Origin of the sequence: Lactobacillus porci, assembly GCF_009695985.1 — a bacterium.
In the GTDB taxonomy this organism is placed as follows: domain Bacteria; phylum Bacillota; class Bacilli; order Lactobacillales; family Lactobacillaceae; genus Lactobacillus; species Lactobacillus absianus.
Map to the genome: position 1 here is coordinate 14,828 of NZ_VUMX01000012.1, position 23,761 is coordinate 38,588.

Below are 23,761 nucleotides of genomic sequence, written 5' to 3' on the forward strand. Positions count from 1 at the left end.
AATGCCAGTTATATAATTACAGTGTATTAGTATATGCAAATAACTTCTTAGGAAAAATTAGGAGACGCATCAGAGTATGAATTCAAGAAAGAAAATGATGAATGAACCATCTAGCGAAAAGCAAAGATGGTCCTTAAGAAAGCTTAGCGTAGGTATGACGTCTGTGCTTCTTGGGATGACTATGTTCTGGGCTAGTGGCGCGGGCAGCCAAGTAAAGGCTGATACCACGACTGCTAGCGAGCAAGCAGCCCAGACGCAGACGAATACAGCGGAAAAAGCTGCCGGCACGGAAAGTACCAAGCAGACAGAAGACAATAATGCCAATGCAGATGCAGGCAAGACTGCAGAAACTCCCGCGGCAACTGACAACGGCAGTCAAGAAACCACCACGGAATCGAAGGCTGCCTCTTCTTCTGCCCAAAATCAGGGCCAAGCAGCAACCGCTACCTCAAGTACAACCACCAAGGCTGCTTCGAGTAGCAAAACTGCCAACTCAAACACTAAAGCAGTAATTGCTACCCCAAGCGCTACTACCAAGGCTTTTTCGAGTGCCGCCAACCGAAATCACGGTAATGATGGACAACCTATCACTGGTCTACGACACTACAGTAATAACAAGCTAAAATATTATGGCAAAGATCATGTTCAGTATCGTAATCGTTATGTTAGTCAGGGAAATAAGTGGTATTACTTTGGCAGCAATGGTGACGCAGTAACTGGCTTACGTCATTACGGCAAGAACAAGCTGGAATATTATGGCAAAGATCATGTTCAGTATCGTAATCGTTATGCTAGTCAGGGAAATAAGTGGTATTACTTTGGCAGCAATGGTGACGCAGTAACTGGCTTACGTCATTACGGCAAGAACAAGCTGGAATATTACGGCAAAGATCATGTTCAGTATCGTAACCGGTATCATAAAAAAGGCAAAAAATTATATTACTTCGGTGGTAACGGTGACGCAGTAACTGGCTTACGTCATTACGGCAAGAACAAGCTGGAATATTATGGCAAAGATCATGTTCAGTATCGTAAGCGTTATGCTAGTCAGAGAAATAAGTGGTATTACTTTGGCAGCAATGGTGACGCAGTAACTGGCTTACGTCATTACGGCAAGAACAAGCTGGAATATTATGGCAAAGATCATGTTCAGTATCGTAATCGTTATGCTAGTCGGAGAAATAAGTGGTATTACTTCGGCAGCAATGGTGACGCAGTAACTGGCTTACGTCATTACGGCAAGAACAAGCTGGAATATTATGGCAAAGATCATGTTCAGTATCGTAATCGTTATGCTCGTCAGGCAAATAAGTGGTATTACTTTGGCAGCAATGGTGACGCAGTAACTGGCTTACGTCATTACGGCAAGAACAAGCTAGAATATTACGGCGCGGACCACGTTCAATATCGTAACCGGCCTTATCAAGAAGGCAATAAATTATATTACTTCGGTGGTAACGGTGACGCAAGGGTCACCGTCCGTGGGGCAATTGAAAACGGCAAGTTTAATATTTATGATATGCGGACAAACAAGCTTATTAAGAGCTTCGACGCTGGTACTTGGGATAACTTGGCCTATTCGATGGATGCCAACTCCATTAACAATGTTGATGGCTACCTTAGCTACAGTGGTTGGTACCGACCAATTGGAACAAGCCAAGATGGTAAGAAATGGTACAAGACCGGGGCTGGTGACTGGCGGCCAATCTTGATGTATGCATGGCCAAATAAGGATGTTCAGGCACAATTCATTAAGTATTTTGTTAATCATGGTTATGAGAATGCTAATTATGGATTAACAAAGGCATCGGCAGCAAAGCTTAATAAGGACACAGATGCAACAGTTCTTAACACGGCCGCACAAAATCTTCGTTACGTAATTGAAAAAAGTATTGCTACTAATAAGGGAACGGGTAAGTTAGCAAATGACATTAATGGTTTTGCAGCTACTGTTCCTGAACTATCGGCTTCATCTGAATTATCAGTACAGAGCGTGCCAAATTATAAGCCTAATGAAAGCGGAACTGTAGATGACGATCAATTAATCTTCGTTAATAATGATTCAAAAGATCAACGTAGAGGTAATACTAGTTACGCTGATAGTAAGTATCGCTTAATGAACCGTACGATCAATAACCAAACTGGTAATGATAATAGCGATAACAGTCCTGAGTTATTGGTTGGAAATGATATTGATAACTCTAATCCGGTAGTACAAGCTGAGAACCTTAACTGGGAATACTTCTTGTTAAATTATGGTAAGCTGATGGGTTATAACCGGGATGGTAATTTTGACGGTTTCCGGATTGATGCTGCTGATAATATTAATGCTGATGTGCTCGACCAGATGGGACAATTAATGAATGATATGTACCATATGAAGGGTAACCCGCAAAATGCTAATAATCACTTAAGCTATAACGAAGGATACCATGCAGGTGCTGCCCGGATGTTGAACAAGAAGGGTAATCCACAATTGTACATGGATTCTGGAGAATTCTATACTTTAGAAAATGTCCTCGGACGTGCTAACAATCGTGATAATATTGGTGCTCTGGTTACTAATAGTATTGTTAACCGGCAAAATGACGTTACGGAAAATGAAGCTACTCCAAACTGGTCATTTGTCACTAACCATGATCAACGCAAGAACTTGATTAATAGGTTAATTATTAAAGACCATCCTGGCATAGCTTACATTATGGGATCAGCATATAAAGCAGAATATGCTAACAAAGCTTGGCAAGAGTTTTATGCTGATCAAAAGAAGACCGATAAGCAGTATGCTCAGTATAACGTTCCAGCACAATATGCAATTCTTCTAAGCAACAAAGATACTGTACCGCAGATTTACTATGGTGATCTTTACAACGAAACTGCACAATATATGCAGGAAAAGTCGATCTACTATGATGCAATTACGACGTTAATGAAGGCACGGAAACAATTTGTTAGCGGCGGACAAACAATGACCAAGCTTAGCGATGACTTAATTGCAAGCGTTCGTTATGGTAAGGGCGTTGCTAATGCTAATAGTGAGGGTACTGATGCTAATAGTGAGGGTACTGATAGTTTGAGTCGAACGAGTGGAATGGCAGTTATCGTTGGTAACAATCCACAAATGGCAGAGCAAACAATTTCTATTAATATGGGTCGTGCCCATGCTAATGAGCGGTATCGTAACTTGCTTGACACAACGGATAATGGTTTAACATATAATGCTGATGGTGCTGAAAATCCAGAGACCTTAACAACTGATGATAATGGTATTTTGAAGGTTACTGTTAAGGGATACAGCAATCCTTATGTAAGTGGATATCTTGGTGTGTGGGTCCCAGTTGTTTCTGGAAATCAGGATGTTACTACTAATGCCGCCACTGTTTCAGCGGATAGTAATAAGATCTTCGAATCTAATGCTGCACTTGATTCTCATATGATCTATGAAGACTTTAGTTTGTATCAACCTGAACCAACAAGTACAGAGAATCATGCATATAATATTATTGCCAAAAACGCTGCGCTCTTTAACAACCTGGGAATCACTGACTTCTGGATGGCCCCTGCTTACACACCGTTTGGTATGAGTCGCTATAACGAAGGTTATTCTATAACTGATCGCTATAACCTAGGGACTAATGCTAATCCAACCAAGTATGGAAGTGGTGAAGAATTAGCAAACGCGATTGCCGCTTTGCATAGCGCTGGCTTAAAGGTTCAGGAAGATATTGTTATGAACCAGATGATTGGCTTTTCCGGTCAAGAAGCAGTAACGGTTACCAGAGCTAACGATCGTGGAACGCAGATTTACGTCAATGGTAAGACATATGCTAATCAAATCTACTTTGCATACACAGCCGGTGGTGGAAACGGACAGGAAACTTATGGTGGTAAGTATCTGTCAGAGTTACAGTCCAAGTATCCTGACTTGTTCACCACGAGGGCCATTTCTACCGGCGTAGCTCCTGATCCAACTACTCATATTACTAAGTGGTCTGCTAAATACCAAAACGGTACATCACTTCAAAATATTGGAATTGGTTTAGCTGTGAAATTACCTAATGGCGATTACGCTTACCTGGATGGTGGTAATAACGATAAGTTTAAGACGATCCTTCCAGAACAGATGGGATCGAGTGATTACTATGTTCAACAGGAATTAAAGAATCAGGCTTTCCTAAAAAAAATCAAGCTTTCCTAAGCTGATTACGACAATATTACACTACGGAACTTAAAAGAGTGAAAAACTGCAATTTATGGGATTTCTTCCTGGTAAATTGCAGTTTTTTGTCTGTTTTGTTACATTTTGTGGTTAGTAAGGACAACAGGATGAAAGCATGACTTGCTAAGGCCTGTATGGTTAAGGCAGATTGTAAAATTTAAGTTGAACATTTAAGTGGACAGAAAAAACCATCAAGGTCTTTAATGGTGTTACCACACAATCCATTAGAAAGAATGGATGTAAGCTGATTCCTGAGACAACTTTTAAGAGAGGGTATAATGAATAAATCGTCTCTCAAAAGGAAGGAATTTTTACATGCCAACTCGTTACGACAAAGAATTTAAACAAAACATTATCAACCTACGCGTGGTGCTAGTTGAAATATAGTTTCAATTTCCTAACAAAAAAGGTCCAACATTGTAGACTCTAGTTGGAAAAAACATAAAGGAGTCCTTACAATGTTGAACCAACTACAGATTAAACGTTATAGTCACTGTTTGCAAGTAGAATTTAGAGCTTTGTCGAAAATCTGCAAGAAACTTTATTACAAGTACGCCCCATCTCGGTTAACTCACCGCCGCAATGCCGGTCTGGTAAAGGTTCCAGACTACGAAATCATTGCATTACTTGTCTGGCAAGCTGAGGAAGGTATATCTTCTCAGCGCAGATTTGCCCGTTGCTGGGGACTTTGTGGTCTTTCTAGGTCTCGTTTTAATCGCAGGGCTAGAGCGCTTCTTGGCATCACTGCTCAGATCGTCAACGATCTGAAGTCAAGAGTCGATCTGTTTGATCAGTATATGATCATTGACAGTCTACCCATGCCTTTGTGTCAGCCAATCAGAAACCGTAGAGCTAAGGTGTTTGAAGGAACAGCCAACATGGCTATAACTCAACCAAAAAGTTTTACTACTACGGTTTTAAAGGCCACGTATCTCAGGACGGGTATGTTCTTGGCTATGTAATCACCAAGATCAATAGCTCATGGTATTACTTCACCAAGAGCGGCAAGATGGTCAAGGGTAAGACCGTTAAGAGTGGTGTTAACTACTAGTCTCAAAATACGTAGTTAAAATGTGCTAACGTATTTAGATGGTGGTATAATAGACTCATCCTAATAGAAAGGATGAGTCTATTTTTTATGTCTAAAGTCTACAAGCCCAATGAAGCTGCTAAAGTCTTGGGCGTTTCAGTAAGCACGCTGCAGCGCTGGGATCGTGAAGGAAAGCTTCATGCTTTCAGAAACGTAGCCAACAGACGCTACTATACTGAGGAACAGCTCAACAGACTTCTCGGAGTGCCAGAGCAACGGAAGAACGTTGCGTATGCACGTGTCTCTTCGCAGGGGCAGAAGAACAATCTGAAAAATCAGATGGATTTTATTACCCAGTACTGCAATGCCAAAGGAGTCATCCTCGATGAGCGAATCAGCGATATTGGGAGTGGCCTTAACTATCGCCGCCCTAAATGGAATAAGCTTCTGCAGGACGTGGAAGACAAGAAAATTGCCAAAATCTTTATCACGTACAAAGACCGCTTCACTCGTTTTGGCTTTGACTGGTTCGAAGACTTCTGTCAAAGACACGGCACTGAGATTGTTGTTCTTAACAATCCAGATACCAGTCCGGATCAAGAACTGGTTGAGGATCTGATGAGCGTTATTCATGTCTTCTCCTGTCGTCTGTATGGATTGAGAAGATACAAGAAAGAGATAGCAGAAGATCCAAAGCTGCCACACAAGGAAGAAGGTGACTAAAGATGCGAACGCAGACCAGAGTCTACAAGCTTCAGCTTAATGAAGAACAAAAGCAGCTCTTTATCGAGCTGTGCGGCTATCGGCGCTGGGCATGGAATCATGCTCTGGATATCTGGAACGATATGTACGAGATCAGACGGTTGATGGCTGACTACACTGAAAAAGTAAAAATAGTCAAAGAAGCTGCGAAGACCCATGATGAAGTCCGCAGGGTAATTCGCGAGATCGACAGAAACAGCCCTGGAGCTAAAGCAAACCCCTCTCCAAGCTGGCAGAGAGTTCGCAATGAGCTCAATTCTGACAAGGAAACTGATGCTTGGAGACTGGCCTATCCAGCTCATCTTGCCAATCTTGCAGTGCAGGATCTTGGCAATGCTTGGAAGAACTTCTTTGACAAAGCCCAGCCAAACTGGGGCAAGCCGAAGTACAAGTCCCGCAAAGCCCCTCGCCAAGGATTTAAGAGCGACCAAAGCAAAATCGAAGGACAGATTCTGAAGCTGGAATGCCCGCAGGGGCGCAAGGATTGGCCACTTGGCCGGATTCGCTTAAATGAGCCTGTGCTTTCTGATGACTTCAGCGTAATCAGCTATTTCACAGAAGCGGGTAATTATTACGCAGCCATTCCTTTCCAGGTTGAAGACATTAAGCAGCCAGCTAAGACAGGCAAGGTAACAGCCGTTGACGTCAACGTTGGCCACTTCGATTACACGGAAGGTCGGGTAAACGTCCTGCCTAAGCGTCTTGACAAGATTTACAAGAAGATCAAGCACTATCAAAGACAACTTGCCAGAAAACGAATCCAAAATGGAAAAGCGGCCTACAACAGCAAGAACTACTTGAAGACGAGAGCCAAGCTTCAAGCTTGCTATCGGAAGGCTGGCAATATCCAAAACGACCTGATCCAGAAGTTTACGACTGAACTGGTTAGAGACTATGACAAGATCGTAATCGAAAATCTGTCTGTCAAGGGCATGTTGATGAGCCATGTGGCCTCTAAAGGCGTGCATCGGTCAATGTTTGGCAAATTCAAGCAGATCTTGACCTACAAGTGCGATTGGTACGGCAAGGAGCTTATTTTGGCAAGCAAGCTGTACCCGTCTACTCAGCGCTGTGCAGCCTGTGGCAATGTTAAAAAGGGCGATGAAAAGATCACCCTTTATGGCAACAAGAAGCACGGCACCAAGCACAATGAGTACGTCTGCTACAACAAAAAATGCCCGAACTACAACAAGGTTGTAGATCGGGACAAGAATGCAATGCTTAGCCTTTTAGCGCTGGCTGAGCATCCAGAATTGAATAAGGCACTGTAAATTCAAAAAAACGAAGTTAAGGCTGTGGCTTCGGTCATAGCCATGCGGGTTAGCTGTACCCGAGGATTGGCGAGAGTCTTTCCAAGAAGTTGCAAGAGTGGCACGCAAGTGCCTGCGCTGGTCAATGCGATTACCTCCTAGTTGAGATATCGGAATACCAGTGATGACGGCAATAAGAAAAATGTTTGCGAGTAAAGCGTCAAAGCTGGTGTGTAGGGTCAATATCATTAGACCTCTGTGATTCCATTAGTCCAAACTAAAATACACATCTGCACACATTTTTTACAGCTGGTGCATATACTTACACCTTAAACAAGAGTGGCTACTTGACTTCAGAGAAGTACACTGCGGCTTCTAAGAACCAGGCAACTACTAAGAACTCATTTGGTGCTCTTAAGAAAACCAATAAAAAATATGAAGTGCCCTACAATTGTTAGACATAGACATCTAACGATTGTGGGGTATTTTTATGACCAAATATTCATCCGAACTAAAAGTACAAGTTGCTTCTGATTATCTTAATGACAGAGGCTCATACAATGGATTAAGTAAAAAGTATAATATCACTCCATCTCTGATTCGTACGTGGGTGAAAGCGGCTGAACTCAATGGCTTGGAAAGCTTAAAAGTTAAGCGAACCAAAAGAGAATATTCTGTTGACTTTAAGCTGGATGTGGTAAGCTACTATCTAAAATCCGATGAAGGACGTAATCTGGTAGCTGCTAAATTCAATATTAGTCCGTCACAAGTGCATTCATGGACTAAGAAGTTCCAACGAGGCGGTCCAGAGGCGCTCCTTCCTGTCAAGAAAGGTAGACCCGCTAAAATGCCTAAGAAGAGCAAGAAAGTCAAGCGCAATAAGCAAACAGAAACTCTAACTGATAAGCAGAAATATGAGGCCATACTTCAGGAAAAAGATGCCAAAATCGAAGAATTAAAATTGGAGCTCATCATCGCAAAAAAAGTGGCCGCCCGGTATCCGAGCTTTCCAATCGACAAAAGACACAGATAGCTTGTGATATTCGGGCAGACTACCCAGAATTTCAGTTAAAACAGCTGTTTAAAGCTCTTAATCTCAATCGTAAGACTTATTACGACAACCTTAAAAGAATTGCTAAGAAGGATAAATACGCCGAAGTAAAAGAGCTTATCAAAGATATCTACTACAACGAAGGCCAAGGCACGTATGGCTATCGTCCAATGTGGGCTGCACTGCGCGACAAGGGCATTAAATTGGCGATGGAAACAGTACGTAAGCTGATGCGAAGCATCGGGTTGAAGACCGAGCTGTACCACAAGAGAACAGCGAAATACAGCTCCTACAAGGGTACTGTAGGCAAAGTAGCTGATAACCTGCTTCAGCAGCACTTTGACGAAGAAAGGCCGTATCACGTTCTCCATACCGACATTACGGAATATGTATTAACTAACGGTAAGAAAGTCTATATCTCTCCTGTAGTGGATGAGGCTTCTTTGGAGATCCTTGCATGTACTGCCAGCTATTCCCCCGACATGGATTTAGTATTGGGTATGCTAGATGAATTGGAAACCAACCTACCGGCATACTCCCACCCAGTTATCCATTCTGATCAAGGTTCTCAGTATCAAAGTCCAACCTACCAAGCCCGCTTGGAAGAGATGGAACTAGTTCAAAGCATGTCCAGAAAGGGAAACTGTTACGATAACGCACCGGGTGAAACTATATTCAACTTAATGAAACGTGAGAAGCTAAATCGAGTTAAGCTGCACTCTTTGGAGGAAGTCCAACAAGCACTTAAAAAATACATATATTGGTTTAACAACATCAGACGGTCCAATAAACTAAATTACACGACCCCTGTAAAATAAAGAGATCGTGTAATGGCAACTATTTAAGATTTTCTAAAATGTCTAACTTTTCTATGGCACTTCAATAAGCGCTAGCGCTTTTTAGAGGGGCAACTAAACCAACTATGGCTTAGTTGCTCTTTTTGTTTTAAAAAGCAAAGTCGGTCAGTCAGACTAATGAAAATAAGTAGAGACTAAAAAAACTATTCCATGCGTGGAATAGTTTCTTATTTATACAATATTAGCTTTTGAATAGACTAACGGGTCTTGACCGACTTAGCCTTTGACCAAGCAGAGTAGAAGGTCTTTCCGGAAAGCTTGCGGTAAGAACGAAGCTGTACGTAGTACTTCTTCTTGCTCTTTAAGCGGGAAATCTTAACCTTCGTTGCCTTGGTTCTCTTAGTCTTAGCCTTCTTCATTGATGAAGTCGTGCTATAGCGGATTTGGTAGCCAGAAACGGACTTGGCTTTCTTCCAGCTGCCTACAAAGGCCTTCTTGCTGCCTTTGAGGCTGATGAACTTGCTGCTTGCGACAACTACTTTCTTGGACTTTTTAGCCTTCTTGATCGTTTTCTTAGGTACCTTGACCTTTTTAATTGGCTTTTTAGTAGTCTTGGCTTTCTTGCTAGTGGTTGACTTCTTAGAGCTCTTAGCCTTGTTGGTTGTCTTTTTGGCAGTCTTAGCCTTCGTTGTCGTTGACTTTTGGCTAGTTGTTGTTTTCTTTGATGAGCTAGTCTGTGGCTTGTTGTCAGATTTGCTTTGGTTTTGCTTGTTGTCAGAGCTGCCTTGGTTTTGCTTATTGTCAGAGCTCCCTTGGTTTTGCTTATTGTCAGAGCTGCCCTGGTTTTGCTTGTTGTCAGAGCTGCCCTGGTTTTGCTTGTTGTCAGAGCTGCCCTGGTTTTGCTTGTTGTCAGAACTGCCTTGGCTTTGCTTGTTGTCAGAGCTCCCTTGGTTTTGCTTGTTGTCAGAGCTACCTTGGCTTTGCTTGTTGTCGGAGCTACCTTGGCTTTGCTTGTTGTCAGAGCTACCTTGGTTTTGTTTGTTGTCAGAGCTCCCTTGGTTTTGCTTGTTGTCAGAGCTACCTTGGTTTTGTTTGTTGTCAGAGCTCCCTTGGTTTTGCTTGTTGTCAGAGCTACCTTGGCTTTGCTTGTTGTCGGAGCTACCTTGGCTTTGCTTGTTGTCAGAGCTACCTTGGTTTTGTTTGTTGTCAGTGTTTTGCTTAGTTTGAGCAAGAACTAATTCAGCTTTAGCATGTGCAAGCTTCTTTTTAGCAGTTTCCAATTGTTGCTTTAAGGAGTCTACATTCTTTGAAGCATCACTTTGTGCCTTAGATGCAGAATCATAAGCTTGTTGAGCTACTTGAAGTTTTTGCTTTACATTGTTTAAATCAGATTCTGCCTTATCTAATTCAGCCTTTGTCGAATCAACAGCTTGTTTTGCGGATGCCAATGTTGATTGGGAAGTGTTCAACCAAGTTTGAGCACTTTGAACTTTAGCGGCAGTTAATTGAGCGGCAGATTGTTCTTGAGTTAAGTCAGCGTTTGCCACGTTTACATCCAGTTGAGCAAAGCGATCATCTTCAATTTGACTTCTTAAATCGTTAATCGAGTTTTGAGCATCATTGATTTTCGCTTGCAAGTCACTGATCTGTTTATCCAGTTTTTGGCTTTGAGATTGGAGTTGATCGTAGGTGCTTTGTTCTGGATTTGCATCATTTTTGGCTTGGTCTAAAGCAGTTTGAGCCTTTTTAACCGCATCTTTTTTAGCAGCGATTTCTTCCTTGCTTACTGGCAAAACTTCTTTAGTACCGAAGCTGCTTGGAAGGTTGTAAGGGTAGATTGTCAAAAGGCAGACGTAGAACTTATCGTCTTGGGTAGTTACGGCAACTGAGAAATAGCTATTGTGGTCAATGATACTCTTGTAGGTGCTTGGATCAGTCAATTGTTGAGTAATCAAGTCAAAGGCCGTTTTGACGATTTCGCTCATTTTAGTGGTTCCGTACTCATAGGAAGTTTGTACATTCCCGTTGGATATGGAAACGGACTTACTAATAACTTGTCTATCGGCGGCAATGTCATATCCAATAACCGCATATTGATCCAAACCCATATTGCTTGAAGCTGACAAAGCTGCATTGTATTTTCTAAATAATTCTTCGTTACTACTTTGGAATTTTTGCGTGTAACGCTTGGCTAATTCAAGAGAGCCATCAGTAACAGTCATCTTGTTGGTTGATCCAACTTGTGAATTAATTGAATCAATCAGATTCTTGACATAAAGGTTCAGACGCTTACGGTCAGAGTCTGACAGGGCGGATGGATCATCGTAGACAGTATCGCTTGCATCCCCAACAGTAAACGGGTAGGTGTGACTAGCTGCGGCTTCTTGTAAATCTTTCGTGGCAGTATCCCAATCAGTTGACTTGCCAGTTACATAGTCAATGTAGCTTTGCGGCAGGGTGAACTGTTCATTAGTAGAAGTTGCTTCATCCAAATCTTTTTGAGCTTTTTGCAGGTCTTGCGTGGCAGCGTCAATTTTTTGCTGCTTGGCGTTAAGAGCCTGCTGAGCAGCATCCAGTTTAGGACTCAGTTCATCCTTCTTCTTTTGTAAGTCGGAGATTTGGCTCTGGTAATTATTGATATCTGCGTTTGCAGAGTCGATTTGCGTGTTTATATCGCTGTTCTTCTTATGAATTTCATCAAGCTGGCCTTGCTTATCCTTCAATTCACTTTCAGCATCAGCAACTTTTTGCTGCTGATCCTTATCTTCTTTTACGGCATTTTGGTAATCGCTGTTGGCAGAGTCAACAGCAGATTGTGCTTGGTCCAGCTGGCTTTGAGCGGATGAATTGTCGCTACTTGCACTAGCCACCTTACTATTTGCGTTATCAACAGCTTCCTTGGCATTTTGCAGGTCAGCATTCTTTTGGTCTAAGTCACTGTTGGCCTTGTTTAATTGATCCTCAGCCGTCTTTAATTGGCCTTGGGTTTGATCAACTTCTTTTTGTGCTTCGTTCACTTGAGTTTGAGCGCTGGCAACATCCTGGCTTGAGTTCGCGTTAGTAGCCACATTGCTTGCGGCAAACACTGGGTGGGTAGCAGTTACCGCAAAAGCGGAGCTGGCCAAGCCAACAGATGATATGAGCAGAATGTTTTTGGAAATTTTCCGCATATTACTTTTCCTTCCTTTGATATCACATATAAGACATGTCGATTTTAGCACTTGGTGAAACCGAATACAATCTGCTTATGTTGAAAATTACCGCGCAAAAAAAGAGCTGTCAGTCGAGACAACTCTTTTAATTGATCTTCTGTTAGTAATTGGCAACTTCCTTGCGCAAGTCCATCATATCTTCGAACTTGTTGGTAAAGAAGCCGGCAGCGCCGTATTGGATGATCTTCTTGGCCCGGGCCTTGCTGTCGACGGTCCAGATTCTTTCAACGGCCTTGGTGTTAACCAAGTGCTCTGGGTGAATGCCGCTGAAGCCGTGCTCCTTGATGAACTCTACTGGGTTCTTGATTTCCTTGTCAGTCAGGAAGTTGTAGTTCTGGTTGGGGCGGACCTCCTTGGCGTGGACCAGGGTCTGCAGGTTAAATGATGAGTAGATGATTTCTTGCTTGAACTTGAAGTGGTCAGCCAGGTCAAAAACTTTCTCTGGCAGGCCAGGGTAGTCAAACTTGTTGGTCTTCATTTCCAGGTTGAGCTGGCCGTCGTAGTCTTCAGCCAGTTCAAACAGGTCGCGCAGGCGGGGAATCCGCTCGCCGTTGGCCAGGTGGAATTGATCCAATTCCCGCAAGGTGTAGTCCTTGATCAAGCCTTTGCCGTTGGTCGTGCGCTTGATGTCTTCGTCATGCATGACGACCGGGACTCCGTCCTTGGTCAGGTGCACGTCGAATTCAATCCCTTCAGCCCCATGCTTGAAGCAGTAGTCAAACCCTTCCAGGGAGTTCTCAGCAAACTTGGCAGGGTAGCCGCGGTGACCAAAAATCTTAGTTCTCATATATTTAATTGCGCTCCGTTTTAATAATTAGGAATGGAATAAAAAAGAAAAAGCAATTGGCTTTTTCTTTTGCTGGCACATATTATAGAGCGTCTGGTTAAACTTGCAAGGCTTTTGCCTGTAAAAAACTGGTAAAAAATTATAGATGCAGCTGATTGTAGCTGGTCATCCGCAATTGCCCCTGGTCGTCCATCACCAAAGTGGAGATGGAGGCGTTTCTTGGGTGGACCGTCGTGTCAATTCCGCTGACCGCGAATTGCTGGGCCAGGGACTTGATGGCAAAGCCGTGGCTGACCAGCAGGATGTTTTCTGCCCCGTCCAGCTGGCTGATCAGGTCAAAGCCCTTCTGCCAGCGGGCCCAAAATTCCGTGCTGTCTTCAGCGTCATGGTAGGGGTCAGCTTCCTTGGTCCAGTCGGCAATCTGGTCGCAGGTCGCGTTCTTGGCCAAATCGTCCGCGCTGGTGAAGCCATGGGCCGCGCCGACCATCCGCCAAGCCACGTCATTGTCCATCCCCTCAAAGTAGCCATAGAAGTGTTCTCTGAAGTAAGGATAGGCCAGGTGCTGGAGCAGGTCCTTGTTGCAGTTCTTCTGCATGATGATCTCACAGGTCTCGCTGGCCCGCAGGGTGTTGCTGGACAGGGCAATGTCCAAAGGCAGGTCCTTTAAGGCCTCAGCGGCCTGCTCGGCACCTTCGCGCCCTTCTGCCGTCAATGGGGTGTCGCACCAGCCCTGCATCTTGTTGTACTTGTTGATAAAAGTCTTCCCGTGCCGGATCAAATAAATGCGTTTCATGTCTGCCTCTGTTTCTGTCTGCTTCAGCTAAAATTTCTTGCCCTTGTAGATCTTCTTGACCAAGGCAATGTCCTTCGGCTGGATCGTGTACAAAGACCCGGTCGGGTACATGACCGTGACCCCATTGCGGTGGTCTAAGCCGATGGCGTGGCCCAGCTCGTGCTCAACCGTGTTGACGATCCGGGCCTGGGAGTAGTTGTAGTAGCTGCTGTCCAAATAGTAGGTGTTCAGGGATACCTTGGCCGAGTAGAGCCGGCGGTTGCGGCTGGAGTACTTGTAGGTGGTCAGGCCGGCGGCTCCGTCTGACTTGTAGGCGGAGACGACGACAATCTGGGCCTTCTTCTTGCTGGAAGCCTGCTTAAAGCGGAAGGCCCCGGTCTGATTCCAAGCGGCCATGGCGTTGATCGTCGCGTTGTAAAGGTCAACCTGGCTGGACCGCTTTAAGTCGATGTAGACGGTCGCGGTCTTCTTGGGCCAGGTGTAGCCGGTCGTGTTCTTGATGGTGGACTTGGAATTCTCCGAGATGGTCTTCTCGGCCAGGTCGGCCGTGCTGAGGCTGTCTGGCAGGCAGCCGGCAAGCTTGCTGCCCCAGTCAGCCGCGACGTCCTTGATCTGGTCCTGGTAGGTCCAAGCGACCCCAATTAGGCAGGTCAGGACCAGCAGGTTCTTTAAGAAGTTGAAAAATTTTCTCATGAAGGCCTCCTTCTAGCTAGTATATTATAGTTTTTTTCCAGGGCTCTGCCTAGCAAAATACTTGCCTTTTCTCCTGAAGCCGCTTGCGGGCGAGAGACGGAAAAGTACCGGTCGGGCTGAAAAGATGGTACAATATTATGCAAGATTTTTAGAAAAGGTGTTTGCATGGCAGAAATTTCAGAACGCAACAAAGAACAGGCCCACTTGGATTCGATCCTGGGCCAGATTGACCAGCAAGGAGATGAGCTGGCCCGCCAAATCGCCAAAGACAAGGCGGAAGCCAAGGATATCTCCGCCCACTTCTATGACGACATCCGTCTGGACTTTGACGACTACTCAACCTCTATGGATACCGCCCTGTCGATCCAGCAGCAGCAGCAAATGCTGAAAGAACGCGACAATGCCTGGCAGGTCAACGCCCGTGAGCTTTCCACGCTCAAGCGCCTGCACGAGCACCCCTACTTCGCCCGGGTCGACTTCCAGGAAGAAGGGGAGGATCCGGAAACCATCTACATCGGCCTGGCCTCCTTCATGGACAAGGACAAGAACCTGCTGATCTACGACTGGCGGGCCCCGATCTCCTCGATCTACTACGACGGCAAGATCGGCCACGTGACCTATGAATCCCCAGACGGGCCAGTTTCCGTGGAAATGTCCAAGAAGCGCCAGTTCATGATCGAAGACGGCATCATCGTCAACATGTTTGATACGGACGAGACCATCGGCGACCAGATGCTGATGGAGGTCTTGTCTGAGAAGTCTTCCATCCAGATGAAGTCGATCGTCAAGACCATCCAAAGAGAGCAGAACAAGATCATCCGCGACACCAAGAGCGACCTGCTGTTTGTCCAGGGGGCTGCCGGGTCGGGCAAGACCAGTGCCATCCTCCAGCGGATTGCCTTCCTGCTCTACCGCTACCGGGGCAACCTGAAGAGCGGGAACGTCATCATGTTCAGCCCGAACCAACTGTTCAACGACTACATCGAGAACGTTCTCCCGGAAATGGGCGAGCAGAACATGGTCCAAATGACCTACTGGCAGTTCATCAACCGCCGCTTGCCGAAGATGCACGTCCAGAACCTTTTTGAGCAGTTCGAGGACAGCCTGGCCGACACGGCGATCGGCCGCTTCAAGGACTCGCTGGCCTTCTTCGAGCTGGTGACCAAGTATGGCCAGCACTTGAACAAGTCCGGGATGATTTTTAAAAACATCTACTTCCGGACCAAGAAGAAGCCTTTCTTCAGCAAGGAAGAAATCAAGGAGCTCTACTACTCCTTCAATGAAAACTACAAGCTGGGCAACCGGATCGACGCTACCCGCGAGGAATTGATTCACCGCCTGAACCGGAAGATCGCGCCTGAAATCCGCAAGGCCTGGGTGACCAAGGAAATCGAAAGCCTGAGCCACGAGCAGATGCTGAGCATGTACGACCGACCAGACCAGGAATTTCCGTCAGAAGAGGCTGAGCGCAAGTTCCTGGGCCGCAAGATCGTCGTCAAGCACTTGGCCAAGGTGGCCAAGGGGATCAACCGCAACCACTTCCTGAACGTCCGGGCCCAGTACCTGGCCTTCCTGCGGGCCGTGCCAAAGATGACCAAGCTGGAAAAGTACGGCATCAGCGAAAGCGAATGGGCTGAGCACGTCGAGGGCGTCAAGGAAAAGTTCAAGCAGCGCGAAATCGAGATGCGGGACGCTTCCGCCTACTTGTATCTCTACGACTTGATCGTTGCCCGCCAGACCAACATCGAGATGCGCTACTGCTTCATCGATGAAATTCAGGACTACTCAGCCTTCCAGCTGGCCTACCTGCGCTACAACTTCCCACGGGCCAAGTTCACCATGCTGGGCGACTTGAACCAGGCCATTTTTACCAAGGATGAGAGCTCAACTTTGCTGAAGCAGATCTCTGGCTTGTTTGATCCGGAAAAGACCAAGGTGGTCCAATTGACCAAGTCCTACCGGTCAACCAAGCAGCTGACCGACTTTACCAAGCAGATTCTCCGCCACGGGGAGAAGATCGAAAGCTTCAACCGCCAAGGACCCCGCCCGCAAGTTTGGGGCCGCGAGAGCAAGGAAGAGGCTGGGGAGGCCATGCTGGCGGCTATCAAGGCCAATGATGCCCAGAAGATGACCACGGCCGTGATTGCCAAGGACCTGGCCAGCGCCCAGGAAGCCGCTGCCTGGCTCAAGGAGCACGGGGCTAAGGCCACCTTGATCCGCGACGCCAACCAGCGCCTGGTTGAAGGGGACCTGGTCTTGCCGTCTTACCTGGCCAAGGGGCTGGAATTCGACGCGGTCGTCATGTGGGATGCCTCAAAGGCGGCCTACCACGAAGAAGATGAGACCCAGCTGGTCTACACGATTGCCTCCCGGGCCATGTACAAGCTGGACATCGTCTACGCCGGTGAGAAGAGCCCCTTGCTGGCAGTTGATCCGGCAACTTACGAAAATAAGTAAATTTTTTTCAAAAAAATGTTGACGGATTTTTAATAGTAGTTTAATATTGCAATCAAACCAATCGATTTGCGAAGAACAGAAGAAGTAGGCCGCGCGCGGGACACGCAGAGACTCCCCGCTGATGGAAACGGGAGCAGGGCGGCGGCTGAACACACATCTGTGAGCAGGAGGGGCGAACCGCAGTAGCCCCTTCCGGGACGGCCCGTTACAGCCGCGAGTTTATGAACGCGTAAACTTGGTGAGGCCAGCTGCCGTGAGGGGCTGGCGAACGCGAGGTGGAATCACGATTATTTGTCGTCCTCTTGGCCCATGGGCCAGGGGGACTTTTTTGTTTTTCAGAAAATCGGCCGGCAGATTGATTAAGCAGAAATAGAAAGTGTGGGTAAGCATGAAATACGTTTTTGAAATTTTGCCATCGCTCTTCAGCGGGGCGGGCATGACCTTGCAGATCTTCTTTGAGACCCTGGTCATCTCCCTCCCGCTGGGGATGATCGTCTCCTTTGGCTTAAGCAGCCGTTTTGCCCCTCTGAAATGGCTTCTCAACTTTTACGTGTGGATCATGCGGGGGACGCCGCTGCTCTTGCAGCTGATCTTTGTCTTTTATGGCTTGCCCATCATTCATATCACCTTCCCGCGCTATCTGGCGGCGCTCGTGGCCTTCGTCATGAACTACGCGGCCTACTTCGCGGAAATCTTCCGCGGCGGCAACCAGGCTGTCGACAGGGGGCAGTTTGAAGCGGCCAAGGTTCTGCAATTGACTTACGGGCAGACCTTGCGCAAGATCATCATTCCCCAGGTGACCAAGATCGTCTTGCCATCAATCGGCAACGAAGTGATCAACCTGGTCAAGGACTCATCCCTGGTCTACGTGATCGGCTTGGGCGATTTGCTCCGGGCCGGCAACCTGGCCACCTCAAGAGACGTGACTTTGGTGCCGCTGGTCCTGGTTGGCCTGATTTACCTGATCCTGATCGGCTTGTGCACTTTGCTTCTGCGCCGCTTGGAAAAACACTTCGCTTACTACAGATAGGAGGGACTGAACAATGCTGAAGATTGAAAATTTGGCCAAGAGCTTTGGGCCAAGACAGATTTTAAAAGACGTTAATCTCGAGCTGGACGACGGGCAGATCCTGACGATCGTTGGTCCTTCCGGGGCCGGGAAGACGACCCTCTTGCGGATCATCGCCGGCTTGGAGACGGCCGACCAAGGACAGATGCAGCTGGACAGCGAGCGCTACGACCTTAGCGGCGAAGAGCGGGGCGCGATCGGGGTCGTCTTCCAGGACTACAAGCTGTTTCCGAACATGTCCGTTTTGGACAACATTACCCTGGCCCCGCAATTGGCCTTGAAAGAAGACAAGGCGACCGCGGAAGCTGAAGCCCGGGACCTGCTGGGCAAATTGGAGATGGCTGACAAGAGCCAGCTGTATCCTTACCAGCTTTCAGGCGGGCAAAAGCAGCGGGTGGCCATCGCCCGGGCCTTGGCCATGAAGCCCAAGATCCTCTGCTATGACGAGCCGACCAGTGCCCTGGACCCGGCCATGCGGGACCAGGTGGCGGAATTGATTTTAGGCTTTAAGGAAACCGGCTTGACCCAATTGATCATTACCCACGACATGGACTTTGCCAAAAAGGTGGCCGACCAGGTCTTTGAAGTCAAGCCATTGGAGGGATGAGCATGAAGCAGCTGAAGAAAGTGCTGGTCATCTTGGCCGCGGCCGTCAGCCTGTTCGTGGCGGCTGGCTGCTCCAACCTGACCAAAGAGGCCAATACCAAGGACACCTGGTCCCGGATCCAGCGGCGCAAGAGCGTTATCATTGGCTTGGATGACACCTTCGTGCCCATGGACTTCCGCCAAAAGGACGGAAAGCTGGTCGGCTATGACGTTGACCTGGCCAAGGCCGTCCTTAAGGAACTGGGCTTGCGGGCAGACTTTCAGACCATCGACTGGTCCATGAAGGAAACCGAGCTGCGCAACGGGACGATCGACGTCTTGTGGAACGGCTACAGCGTGACCAGCCAGCGGAAGAAGAAGGTCAATTTCAGCAAGGCCTACTTAAGAAACCGCCAGGTCTTGGTCGTCAAGAAGGCCAGCGGGATCAAGTCCTTCAAGCAGATGACCGGCAAGGTCGTCGGGGCCCAAAGCGGGTCAACGGCGGAGATCTGGCTGGATGGCAAGCAGCAGTCGCTTAAGGCCAAGAGCAAGGTCTTGTACGATACGATTCCTAGCGCCTTTTTGGACTTGAATGCTGGACGGATCCAGGGGATCCTGCTGGATGAAACCTACGCGGACTACTACATCAAGCACGAGGCTGATTCCAGTTCCTATCAGGTCATCATCAACAAGGGCGTGCCGGAAGACTTGTTTGCCGTGGGGATGCGCAAGGGCGACAAGACCCTGCAAAAGAAGATCAACTGGGCCCTGAAGCGCCTGCAGCAAAACGGCAAGCTGCGGCAGATCAACCAGAAGTGGTTTGGGACCAATTCCAACTATTTACAAAAGTAAGCATGCAAAAAGAGAGCTTCAGCAGCTCTCTGCTGTAAATAAAAAGGCTTCCAGAAGTTTTATCGCTTCTAGAAGCCTTTTATATTCGTTTGAGTTTTTCCCCAGGCATGTCATACCCGGACGATGCGGACGCGGCTGAAGACCGTGTCGCCGTCTACTTTGAGCACTGGAGCATCAGGAGCGGCATCTTCAGCTCCGAAAGTCTCCAAGCTGGCCAAAAAGCTGGGCATGTCGACTGAAACGTGCCATTCCTTTGGCACGTACAGGGTGACTTCCCCGCAGAAGCAGTCCAAGTCCACCTTGGCCTCGTTGTCTTTAAGCTGGACGTCGTCGAGGTAGACGGACAGCTGGCCCATCACGCAGTCGATTGACAGCTTGTGCAGGTTGCGGCTGTGCAGGCGCCGCCGGGTCCGGCCCATGACCAAGTCGATCGCGACCCGCTCTTTGCCCAAAGAGGACCGGGTCCGGCTGGTGACCGGCTCAACGTCGACCTTGTCGCCGTCGCTGTCGGTTGCTGAAAAGACGAACTCATCGTCGCTTTCATAGCGGCTGCCATGCTTGTCCAGAAGCTGGACCCCAATGGCCAGCAGGATCAGCCCCAAAGTCAGGTAGCCGGTCCAGTGGAACCAGCCAAAGGCATCGCTAAAGATCATGACGATGAAGCCGCCGGCCAGGACGCTTAAGAAGGCGACCCGGCCCTTGAGTGATTTATAGAGGACCCAGGCCAGGATTACTAGCCAGAAAACCTGGCCCCAGGAAAAGACGAAAATCCGGCTGAAGCCGGGAACCAATTGACTCAGGATCACCAGGCAGGCGGCAGCCAGGAAGATGATCCCCCAGGTAATATTGCTGCGTTTGCGCATAATTCTCCCCTCATTTCCATCTACTATGGGAAATAGCTTCTTCTAGCTAAATTATACTGAAAAAATTATATTTTGCCTTGCTTTTAGGCTTGCTTTTTCCTTAGTCCATTTTTAAGACTTCACCGGCTACCACGTCGGCCAGCCAGGAGATCCCTTTCTCGCTGTAGTGCTGGCCGTCAGCAGTCAGGAAGGATGGCAGGTCCTGCAGCCGTTCCATCTTGTGGGTCAGGTCAAAGAAGAAGGAGTTGGTCTTGCCGGCATCGCGCTGGGCGGCTTCAGAATACTGGTCCAAATCGTCCAGGGAGTAGGAAGAAGCGATCTTTGGGTTCTTGAAGTCCGGCATTGACGGGGACAGCACCAGGGTATTGGCGGCCCCGGTCACCTTCTGGGCCTTCTTGAGCAGGCTTTCCAGCCCTTCTTGGTAGTCGTAGAGGCTGATCCCCCAGTCCTTGGAGGAGTCGTTGGTTCCGTATTCCACAACCAGAATGTCGCACTTGGGCAGGGAGTCCACGCGTGGCAGGACGTCATTGACGGTTGCCCCGCTTGTGGAAATATTTTCCACCTGGTAGTCTGGCCCCAGGCGCTTTCTCATGGCCGCCGCGAAGCGGTCAGTGTCGCGGGTGCCGTCGTAAGCATTGAAAATTGAGTCACCGAACAGAATAACTTTTTTCATGATTTTCACCTGTTTTCTTTACAAAAGCACTTTTTGCGTGTTGTGAACGTTTTCCTTTATAATAGTGTAAGATCGGAAAAAGGACAAATATAAAATGCAAAACTACACAGAATTTAACCGGCAAGAATGGGCCAAGCTGACCCCGCACGTCAAGCTCCAGGTCACTGACGAGGAACTGGCCCAGGTCAAGTCCCTGGGCGATGAGCTGGACGTCAAGGACGTTGATGAAATTTATGAAACGTTGCTGAATTACATTCATCTGGCTTACAGCTTCAAGAAAGAGGCCAGTGCAAAAAGGGCGCGCTTTTTGCACATCGATCCCATCGTGCACCCGTACATCATCGGGATTTCCGGCTCCGTTGCCGTGGGCAAGTCAACGACGGCCCGCCTCCTGCAACTCTTGTTGACGCGCTACTTTCCGGATTTGAAGACCCAAATGATGACCACGGACGGCTTTATCTACCCCAACTCCATCCTGGAACAAAGAGGGCTCATGCCCCGCAAGGGCTTCCCGGAAAGCTACAATATGCAGATGCTGAGCGATTTTTTGCGCGACGTGGCCAGCGGCAAGAAGGCTGACGTGGTCTATCCCCTGTATTCCCAGGAACTGAGCGACATCGTGCCGGGCAAGTACGGGCACATCGAGCAACCGGACATTTTGATCATCGAAGGGATCAATACCCTGCAATTGCCGGAAAGCGGGCAGGTCGTGACGTCCGACTTCTTCGACTTCTCCATCTACATCGATGCCGATGAGGACTTGATCGAGGAATGGTACATGCAGCGCTTTAAGAAGATCATGAAGCTGAAGAAGAACGACCCAAGCAACTTCTACTACAAATTGGCCAATGGCCCCCTGGACGTGGCTGAGCGCCTGGCGGAAGAAACCTGGCAGATGGTCGACCTGGTCAACCTGCGCCAGTACATCGCGCCGACCAAGCAACGGGCCAACTTGATCCTGCACAAGGTTGAGGGACATTTGATTGATAAAATTTACCTCCGCTGTTATTAAATGCTATAATGAAAAACAGCACATTTACTTGAACTAAGGAGAGCAAAATTAATGCAAGCTATTGAATTGAAAAAGGGCATGATTTTTGACGAAAACGGCAAGCTGATGCTGGTTCTGTCAGCCAACCACCACAAGCCAGGCAAGGGCAACACCGTGATGCAGATGGACCTGCGCGACGTTCGTGCCGGCTCAGTCATCCACAAGACCATGCGGCCAAGCGAAAAGGTCGAGCTGGTAGAAGTCGTTAAGAAGAACGCCCAGTACCTGTACGCTGAAGGCGACAGCTACAACTTCATGGACAGCGAAACCTACGAGCAATACGCGATTTCAGCTGACCAGCTTGGCGACGACGTAAAGTACCTGATGCCAAACATCGAAGTCATCCTGGAATTCACTGAAGAAGGCGAATTGCTGGCCGTTCAGCTGCCAGCCACCGTCAACATGAAGGTTAAGGAAACCCAGCCAGGCATCAAGGGTGCCACGGCTGCTTCAGGCGGCAAGCCAGCTACGATGGAAACCGGCCTGGTCGTTACCGTTCCTGACTTCATCAACGAAGGCGACGAACTGGTCATCAACACCGAAACTGGTGCTTACAAGGGCCGTGCTTAAAAAAGCAATCCGAAAAATAAGAAGCAAAAATGCATCTCCATTACTGGAGGTGCATTTTTGCTTTATTCGCCCTTGAAAGTTCCGGCTTCGACTTCTTTAATAAAGTCAGCCAGGTGCTTGTAGTAGACGTCCGGGTTGTCGACCATGTGGTGGTGACCGCCGTTTGGCGTGGTTACCAGGCGGGAGTTCGGAATCAGCTTCTGCATGGTTCTGGCCGTGTCCAGCGGCATGGTTTCGCATTCGCCGAAGGTGAGCAGGGTTGGGACCTTGATCTTTGGCAATTCGCTTCTGAAGTGCCAGTCCTTGAGCTTGCCCGTGATGACGAATTCGTTGTCGCCTTGGAAGGCGTTGTAGACGGCGGTGCCGCCCAGATCCTTCAAGTGGTAGAGCTTGGAAGGCTGCTTGCGGTCAACGAAGTTGATGTTCAAAATCTGCACGTCGTCTTGGTAGCGCTGGTTGGCGTAGTCGTTCTTGGCCTCGCACTCGCGCATGAAGTCGATTTCGGTCTGCGGCAGGACTTCTTGCCGGCGGCGGTTGACGGAAGCCACGTATTCGTCGATGTCGTCAACCATGGAGGAGATGATGGCCCCCTTTAGGTGGTCGCCGTACTTGACGGCGTATTCCTGGACCAAGAGCCCGCCCCAGCTTTGCCCGATCAGGTAGAACTGGTCGATGCCCAGCTTTTGGCGGACTTCTTCGACTTCATCCAGGAAGTATTCGTAGGTCAAATACTTATTGGCTACTTCCGGGTCAGAGTAGTCGGGCTGGTCTGAATAAAGCGAGCCCAATTGGTCGTACATGTGCACTTGCACGTCCAGGCCCTGCTTCTGCAGCTGCTCAGCCGTGTCTTCCCAGTATTCGTGGTTGCCGCCTGGCCCCCCGTGCAGGCAGAGCAGGTGAATGGTGCCCGTGCCCTGGGTATTGGTCCACAAGTGGTAGCCGTTGTCGAGCGTGATAATCGTAGTTCCTTGCTTCATAACGTTTTCTCTACTTTCTAAAAAAACTTTCCTCTTTCTAAAAAAACTTTCCTCCCAATTCTACCGCTAA

At 47.9% G+C, this 23,761-nt stretch carries 18 protein-coding genes and 1 pseudogene; 12 read left to right on the plus strand and 7 right to left on the minus strand.

Annotated features, from left to right (window positions below):
• Positions 1–76: 76 nt before the first annotated feature.
• From FYJ62_RS10775 to FYJ62_RS05470, 6 genes and pseudogenes are all read left to right on the plus strand, one after another.
• Complete coding sequence (locus tag FYJ62_RS10775; protein WP_154548524.1) at positions 77–4,198, plus strand: glycoside hydrolase family 70 protein; 4,122 nt, start codon at positions 77–79, stop codon at positions 4,196–4,198.
• Between the two features lie 482 nt (positions 4,199–4,680).
• Positions 4,681–5,189 (plus strand): annotated as a pseudogene (locus FYJ62_RS11070) (transposase); the annotation flags it as partial.
• Entirely contained in the window at positions 5,190–5,270 is an 81-nt protein-coding gene (locus FYJ62_RS10990; RefSeq protein ID WP_326831998.1) for a hypothetical protein, read from the plus strand.
• Between the two features lie 87 nt (positions 5,271–5,357).
• Positions 5,358–5,972 carry an IS607 family transposase gene (locus FYJ62_RS05460; protein WP_154548527.1) on the plus strand — a complete coding sequence of 205 codons (615 nt, stop codon included), beginning with the start codon at positions 5,358–5,360 and terminating at the stop codon, positions 5,970–5,972.
• Positions 5,973–5,974: 2 nt separating this feature from the next.
• Positions 5,975–7,282 (plus strand): RNA-guided endonuclease InsQ/TnpB family protein, encoded by a 1,308-nt coding sequence (locus FYJ62_RS05465; RefSeq protein WP_154548529.1) that lies wholly within the window; start codon positions 5,975–5,977, stop codon positions 7,280–7,282.
• Between the two features lie 469 nt (positions 7,283–7,751).
• Positions 7,752–9,130 (plus strand): IS3 family transposase gene (locus tag FYJ62_RS05470; protein WP_154548531.1). Its coding sequence is split into 2 segments (ribosomal slippage): positions 7,752–8,238 and positions 8,238–9,130, totalling 1,380 coding nucleotides; the frame shifts between segments, so codons are not numbered across the junction.
• Between the two features lie 236 nt (positions 9,131–9,366).
• Here the strand turns inward: FYJ62_RS05470 and FYJ62_RS05475 are convergent.
• From FYJ62_RS05475 to FYJ62_RS05490, 4 genes are all read right to left on the minus strand, one after another.
• Positions 9,367–12,279, minus strand: coding sequence for an SEC10/PgrA surface exclusion domain-containing protein (locus FYJ62_RS05475; protein WP_154548533.1), 2,913 nt, complete (start codon positions 12,277–12,279; stop codon positions 9,367–9,369).
• Positions 12,280–12,421: 142 nt separating this feature from the next.
• Positions 12,422–13,108 (minus strand): glycerophosphodiester phosphodiesterase, encoded by a 687-nt coding sequence (locus tag FYJ62_RS05480; RefSeq protein WP_154548535.1) that lies wholly within the window; start codon positions 13,106–13,108, stop codon positions 12,422–12,424.
• 139 nt (positions 13,109–13,247) lie between these two features.
• Positions 13,248–13,901 carry a histidine phosphatase family protein gene (locus FYJ62_RS05485; protein WP_154548537.1) on the minus strand — a complete coding sequence of 218 codons (654 nt, stop codon included), beginning with the start codon at positions 13,899–13,901 and terminating at the stop codon, positions 13,248–13,250.
• Between the two features lie 27 nt (positions 13,902–13,928).
• Positions 13,929–14,594 (minus strand): matrixin family metalloprotease, encoded by a 666-nt coding sequence (locus tag FYJ62_RS05490; protein WP_154548539.1) that lies wholly within the window; start codon positions 14,592–14,594, stop codon positions 13,929–13,931.
• 165 nt (positions 14,595–14,759) lie between these two features.
• Here FYJ62_RS05490 and helD point away from each other — a divergent pair, with 165 nt between their 5' ends.
• The 4 genes from helD to FYJ62_RS05510 all read left to right on the plus strand — a co-directional run bounded on the left by helD (position 14,760) and on the right by FYJ62_RS05510 (position 19,557).
• Entirely contained in the window at positions 14,760–17,051 is a 2,292-nt protein-coding gene (gene helD / locus FYJ62_RS05495; RefSeq protein WP_154548541.1) for an RNA polymerase recycling motor HelD, read from the plus strand.
• Between the two features lie 388 nt (positions 17,052–17,439).
• Entirely contained in the window at positions 17,440–18,081 is a 642-nt protein-coding gene (locus tag FYJ62_RS05500; RefSeq protein ID WP_154548543.1) for an amino acid ABC transporter permease, read from the plus strand.
• A gap of 13 nt (positions 18,082–18,094) precedes the next feature.
• Positions 18,095–18,727, plus strand: a complete 633-nt coding sequence (locus FYJ62_RS05505; protein ID WP_154548545.1) for an amino acid ABC transporter ATP-binding protein — start codon at positions 18,095–18,097, stop codon at positions 18,725–18,727.
• A gap of 2 nt (positions 18,728–18,729) precedes the next feature.
• A complete protein-coding gene (locus tag FYJ62_RS05510; protein WP_154548547.1) occupies positions 18,730–19,557 on the plus strand; it encodes an amino acid ABC transporter substrate-binding protein in 828 nt (275 codons plus the stop codon).
• A gap of 110 nt (positions 19,558–19,667) precedes the next feature.
• Here FYJ62_RS05510 and FYJ62_RS05515 read toward each other — a convergent pair whose 3' ends face one another.
• Both FYJ62_RS05515 and FYJ62_RS05520 read right to left on the minus strand, forming a co-directional pair.
• Entirely contained in the window at positions 19,668–20,420 is a 753-nt protein-coding gene (locus tag FYJ62_RS05515; RefSeq protein ID WP_154548549.1) for a LiaF domain-containing protein, read from the minus strand.
• 100 nt (positions 20,421–20,520) lie between these two features.
• Positions 20,521–21,093, minus strand: a complete 573-nt coding sequence (locus FYJ62_RS05520; protein ID WP_154548551.1) for an SGNH/GDSL hydrolase family protein — start codon at positions 21,091–21,093, stop codon at positions 20,521–20,523.
• Between the two features lie 94 nt (positions 21,094–21,187).
• On the opposite strand from FYJ62_RS05520, the gene coaA reads away from it, so the two are divergent.
• Positions 21,188–22,105, plus strand: a complete 918-nt coding sequence (coaA, locus tag FYJ62_RS05525; RefSeq protein WP_154548571.1) for a type I pantothenate kinase — start codon at positions 21,188–21,190, stop codon at positions 22,103–22,105.
• 51 nt (positions 22,106–22,156) lie between these two features.
• Positions 22,157–22,714 carry an elongation factor P gene (gene efp, locus FYJ62_RS05530; protein WP_154548573.1) on the plus strand — a complete coding sequence of 186 codons (558 nt, stop codon included), beginning with the start codon at positions 22,157–22,159 and terminating at the stop codon, positions 22,712–22,714.
• A gap of 62 nt (positions 22,715–22,776) precedes the next feature.
• On the opposite strand, the gene FYJ62_RS05535 is transcribed toward efp, so the two are convergent.
• Entirely contained in the window at positions 22,777–23,691 is a 915-nt protein-coding gene (locus FYJ62_RS05535) for a proline-specific peptidase family protein (protein ID WP_154548575.1), read from the minus strand.
• Positions 23,692–23,761: the final 70 nt, after the last annotated feature.

What these genes read in the sequence shown, in the direction of transcription:
- FYJ62_RS05535 (WP_154548575.1), bottom strand. Translation starts at nt 23,691, where the DNA reads ATGAAGCAAGGAACTACGATTATCACGCTCGACAACGGCTACCACTTG.
- FYJ62_RS05520 (WP_154548551.1), bottom strand. Translation starts at nt 21,093, where the DNA reads ATGAAAAAAGTTATTCTGTTCGGTGACTCAATTTTCAATGCTTACGAC.
- coaA (WP_154548571.1), top strand. Translation starts at nt 21,188, where the DNA reads ATGCAAAACTACACAGAATTTAACCGGCAAGAATGGGCCAAGCTGACC.
- FYJ62_RS05515 (WP_154548549.1), bottom strand. Translation starts at nt 20,420, where the DNA reads ATGCGCAAACGCAGCAATATTACCTGGGGGATCATCTTCCTGGCTGCC.
- FYJ62_RS05480 (WP_154548535.1), bottom strand. Translation starts at nt 13,108, where the DNA reads ATGAGAACTAAGATTTTTGGTCACCGCGGCTACCCTGCCAAGTTTGCT.
- FYJ62_RS05490 (WP_154548539.1), bottom strand. Translation starts at nt 14,594, where the DNA reads ATGAGAAAATTTTTCAACTTCTTAAAGAACCTGCTGGTCCTGACCTGC.
- FYJ62_RS05460 (WP_154548527.1), top strand. Translation starts at nt 5,358, where the DNA reads ATGTCTAAAGTCTACAAGCCCAATGAAGCTGCTAAAGTCTTGGGCGTT.
- FYJ62_RS10775 (WP_154548524.1), top strand. Translation starts at nt 77, where the DNA reads ATGAATTCAAGAAAGAAAATGATGAATGAACCATCTAGCGAAAAGCAA.
- efp (WP_154548573.1), top strand. Translation starts at nt 22,157, where the DNA reads ATGCAAGCTATTGAATTGAAAAAGGGCATGATTTTTGACGAAAACGGC.
- FYJ62_RS05510 (WP_154548547.1), top strand. Translation starts at nt 18,730, where the DNA reads ATGAAGCAGCTGAAGAAAGTGCTGGTCATCTTGGCCGCGGCCGTCAGC.
- FYJ62_RS05485 (WP_154548537.1), bottom strand. Translation starts at nt 13,901, where the DNA reads ATGAAACGCATTTATTTGATCCGGCACGGGAAGACTTTTATCAACAAG.
- FYJ62_RS05475 (WP_154548533.1), bottom strand. Translation starts at nt 12,279, where the DNA reads ATGCGGAAAATTTCCAAAAACATTCTGCTCATATCATCTGTTGGCTTG.
- FYJ62_RS05505 (WP_154548545.1), top strand. Translation starts at nt 18,095, where the DNA reads ATGCTGAAGATTGAAAATTTGGCCAAGAGCTTTGGGCCAAGACAGATT.
- FYJ62_RS05465 (WP_154548529.1), top strand. Translation starts at nt 5,975, where the DNA reads ATGCGAACGCAGACCAGAGTCTACAAGCTTCAGCTTAATGAAGAACAA.
- helD (WP_154548541.1), top strand. Translation starts at nt 14,760, where the DNA reads ATGGCAGAAATTTCAGAACGCAACAAAGAACAGGCCCACTTGGATTCG.
- FYJ62_RS05500 (WP_154548543.1), top strand. Translation starts at nt 17,440, where the DNA reads ATGAAATACGTTTTTGAAATTTTGCCATCGCTCTTCAGCGGGGCGGGC.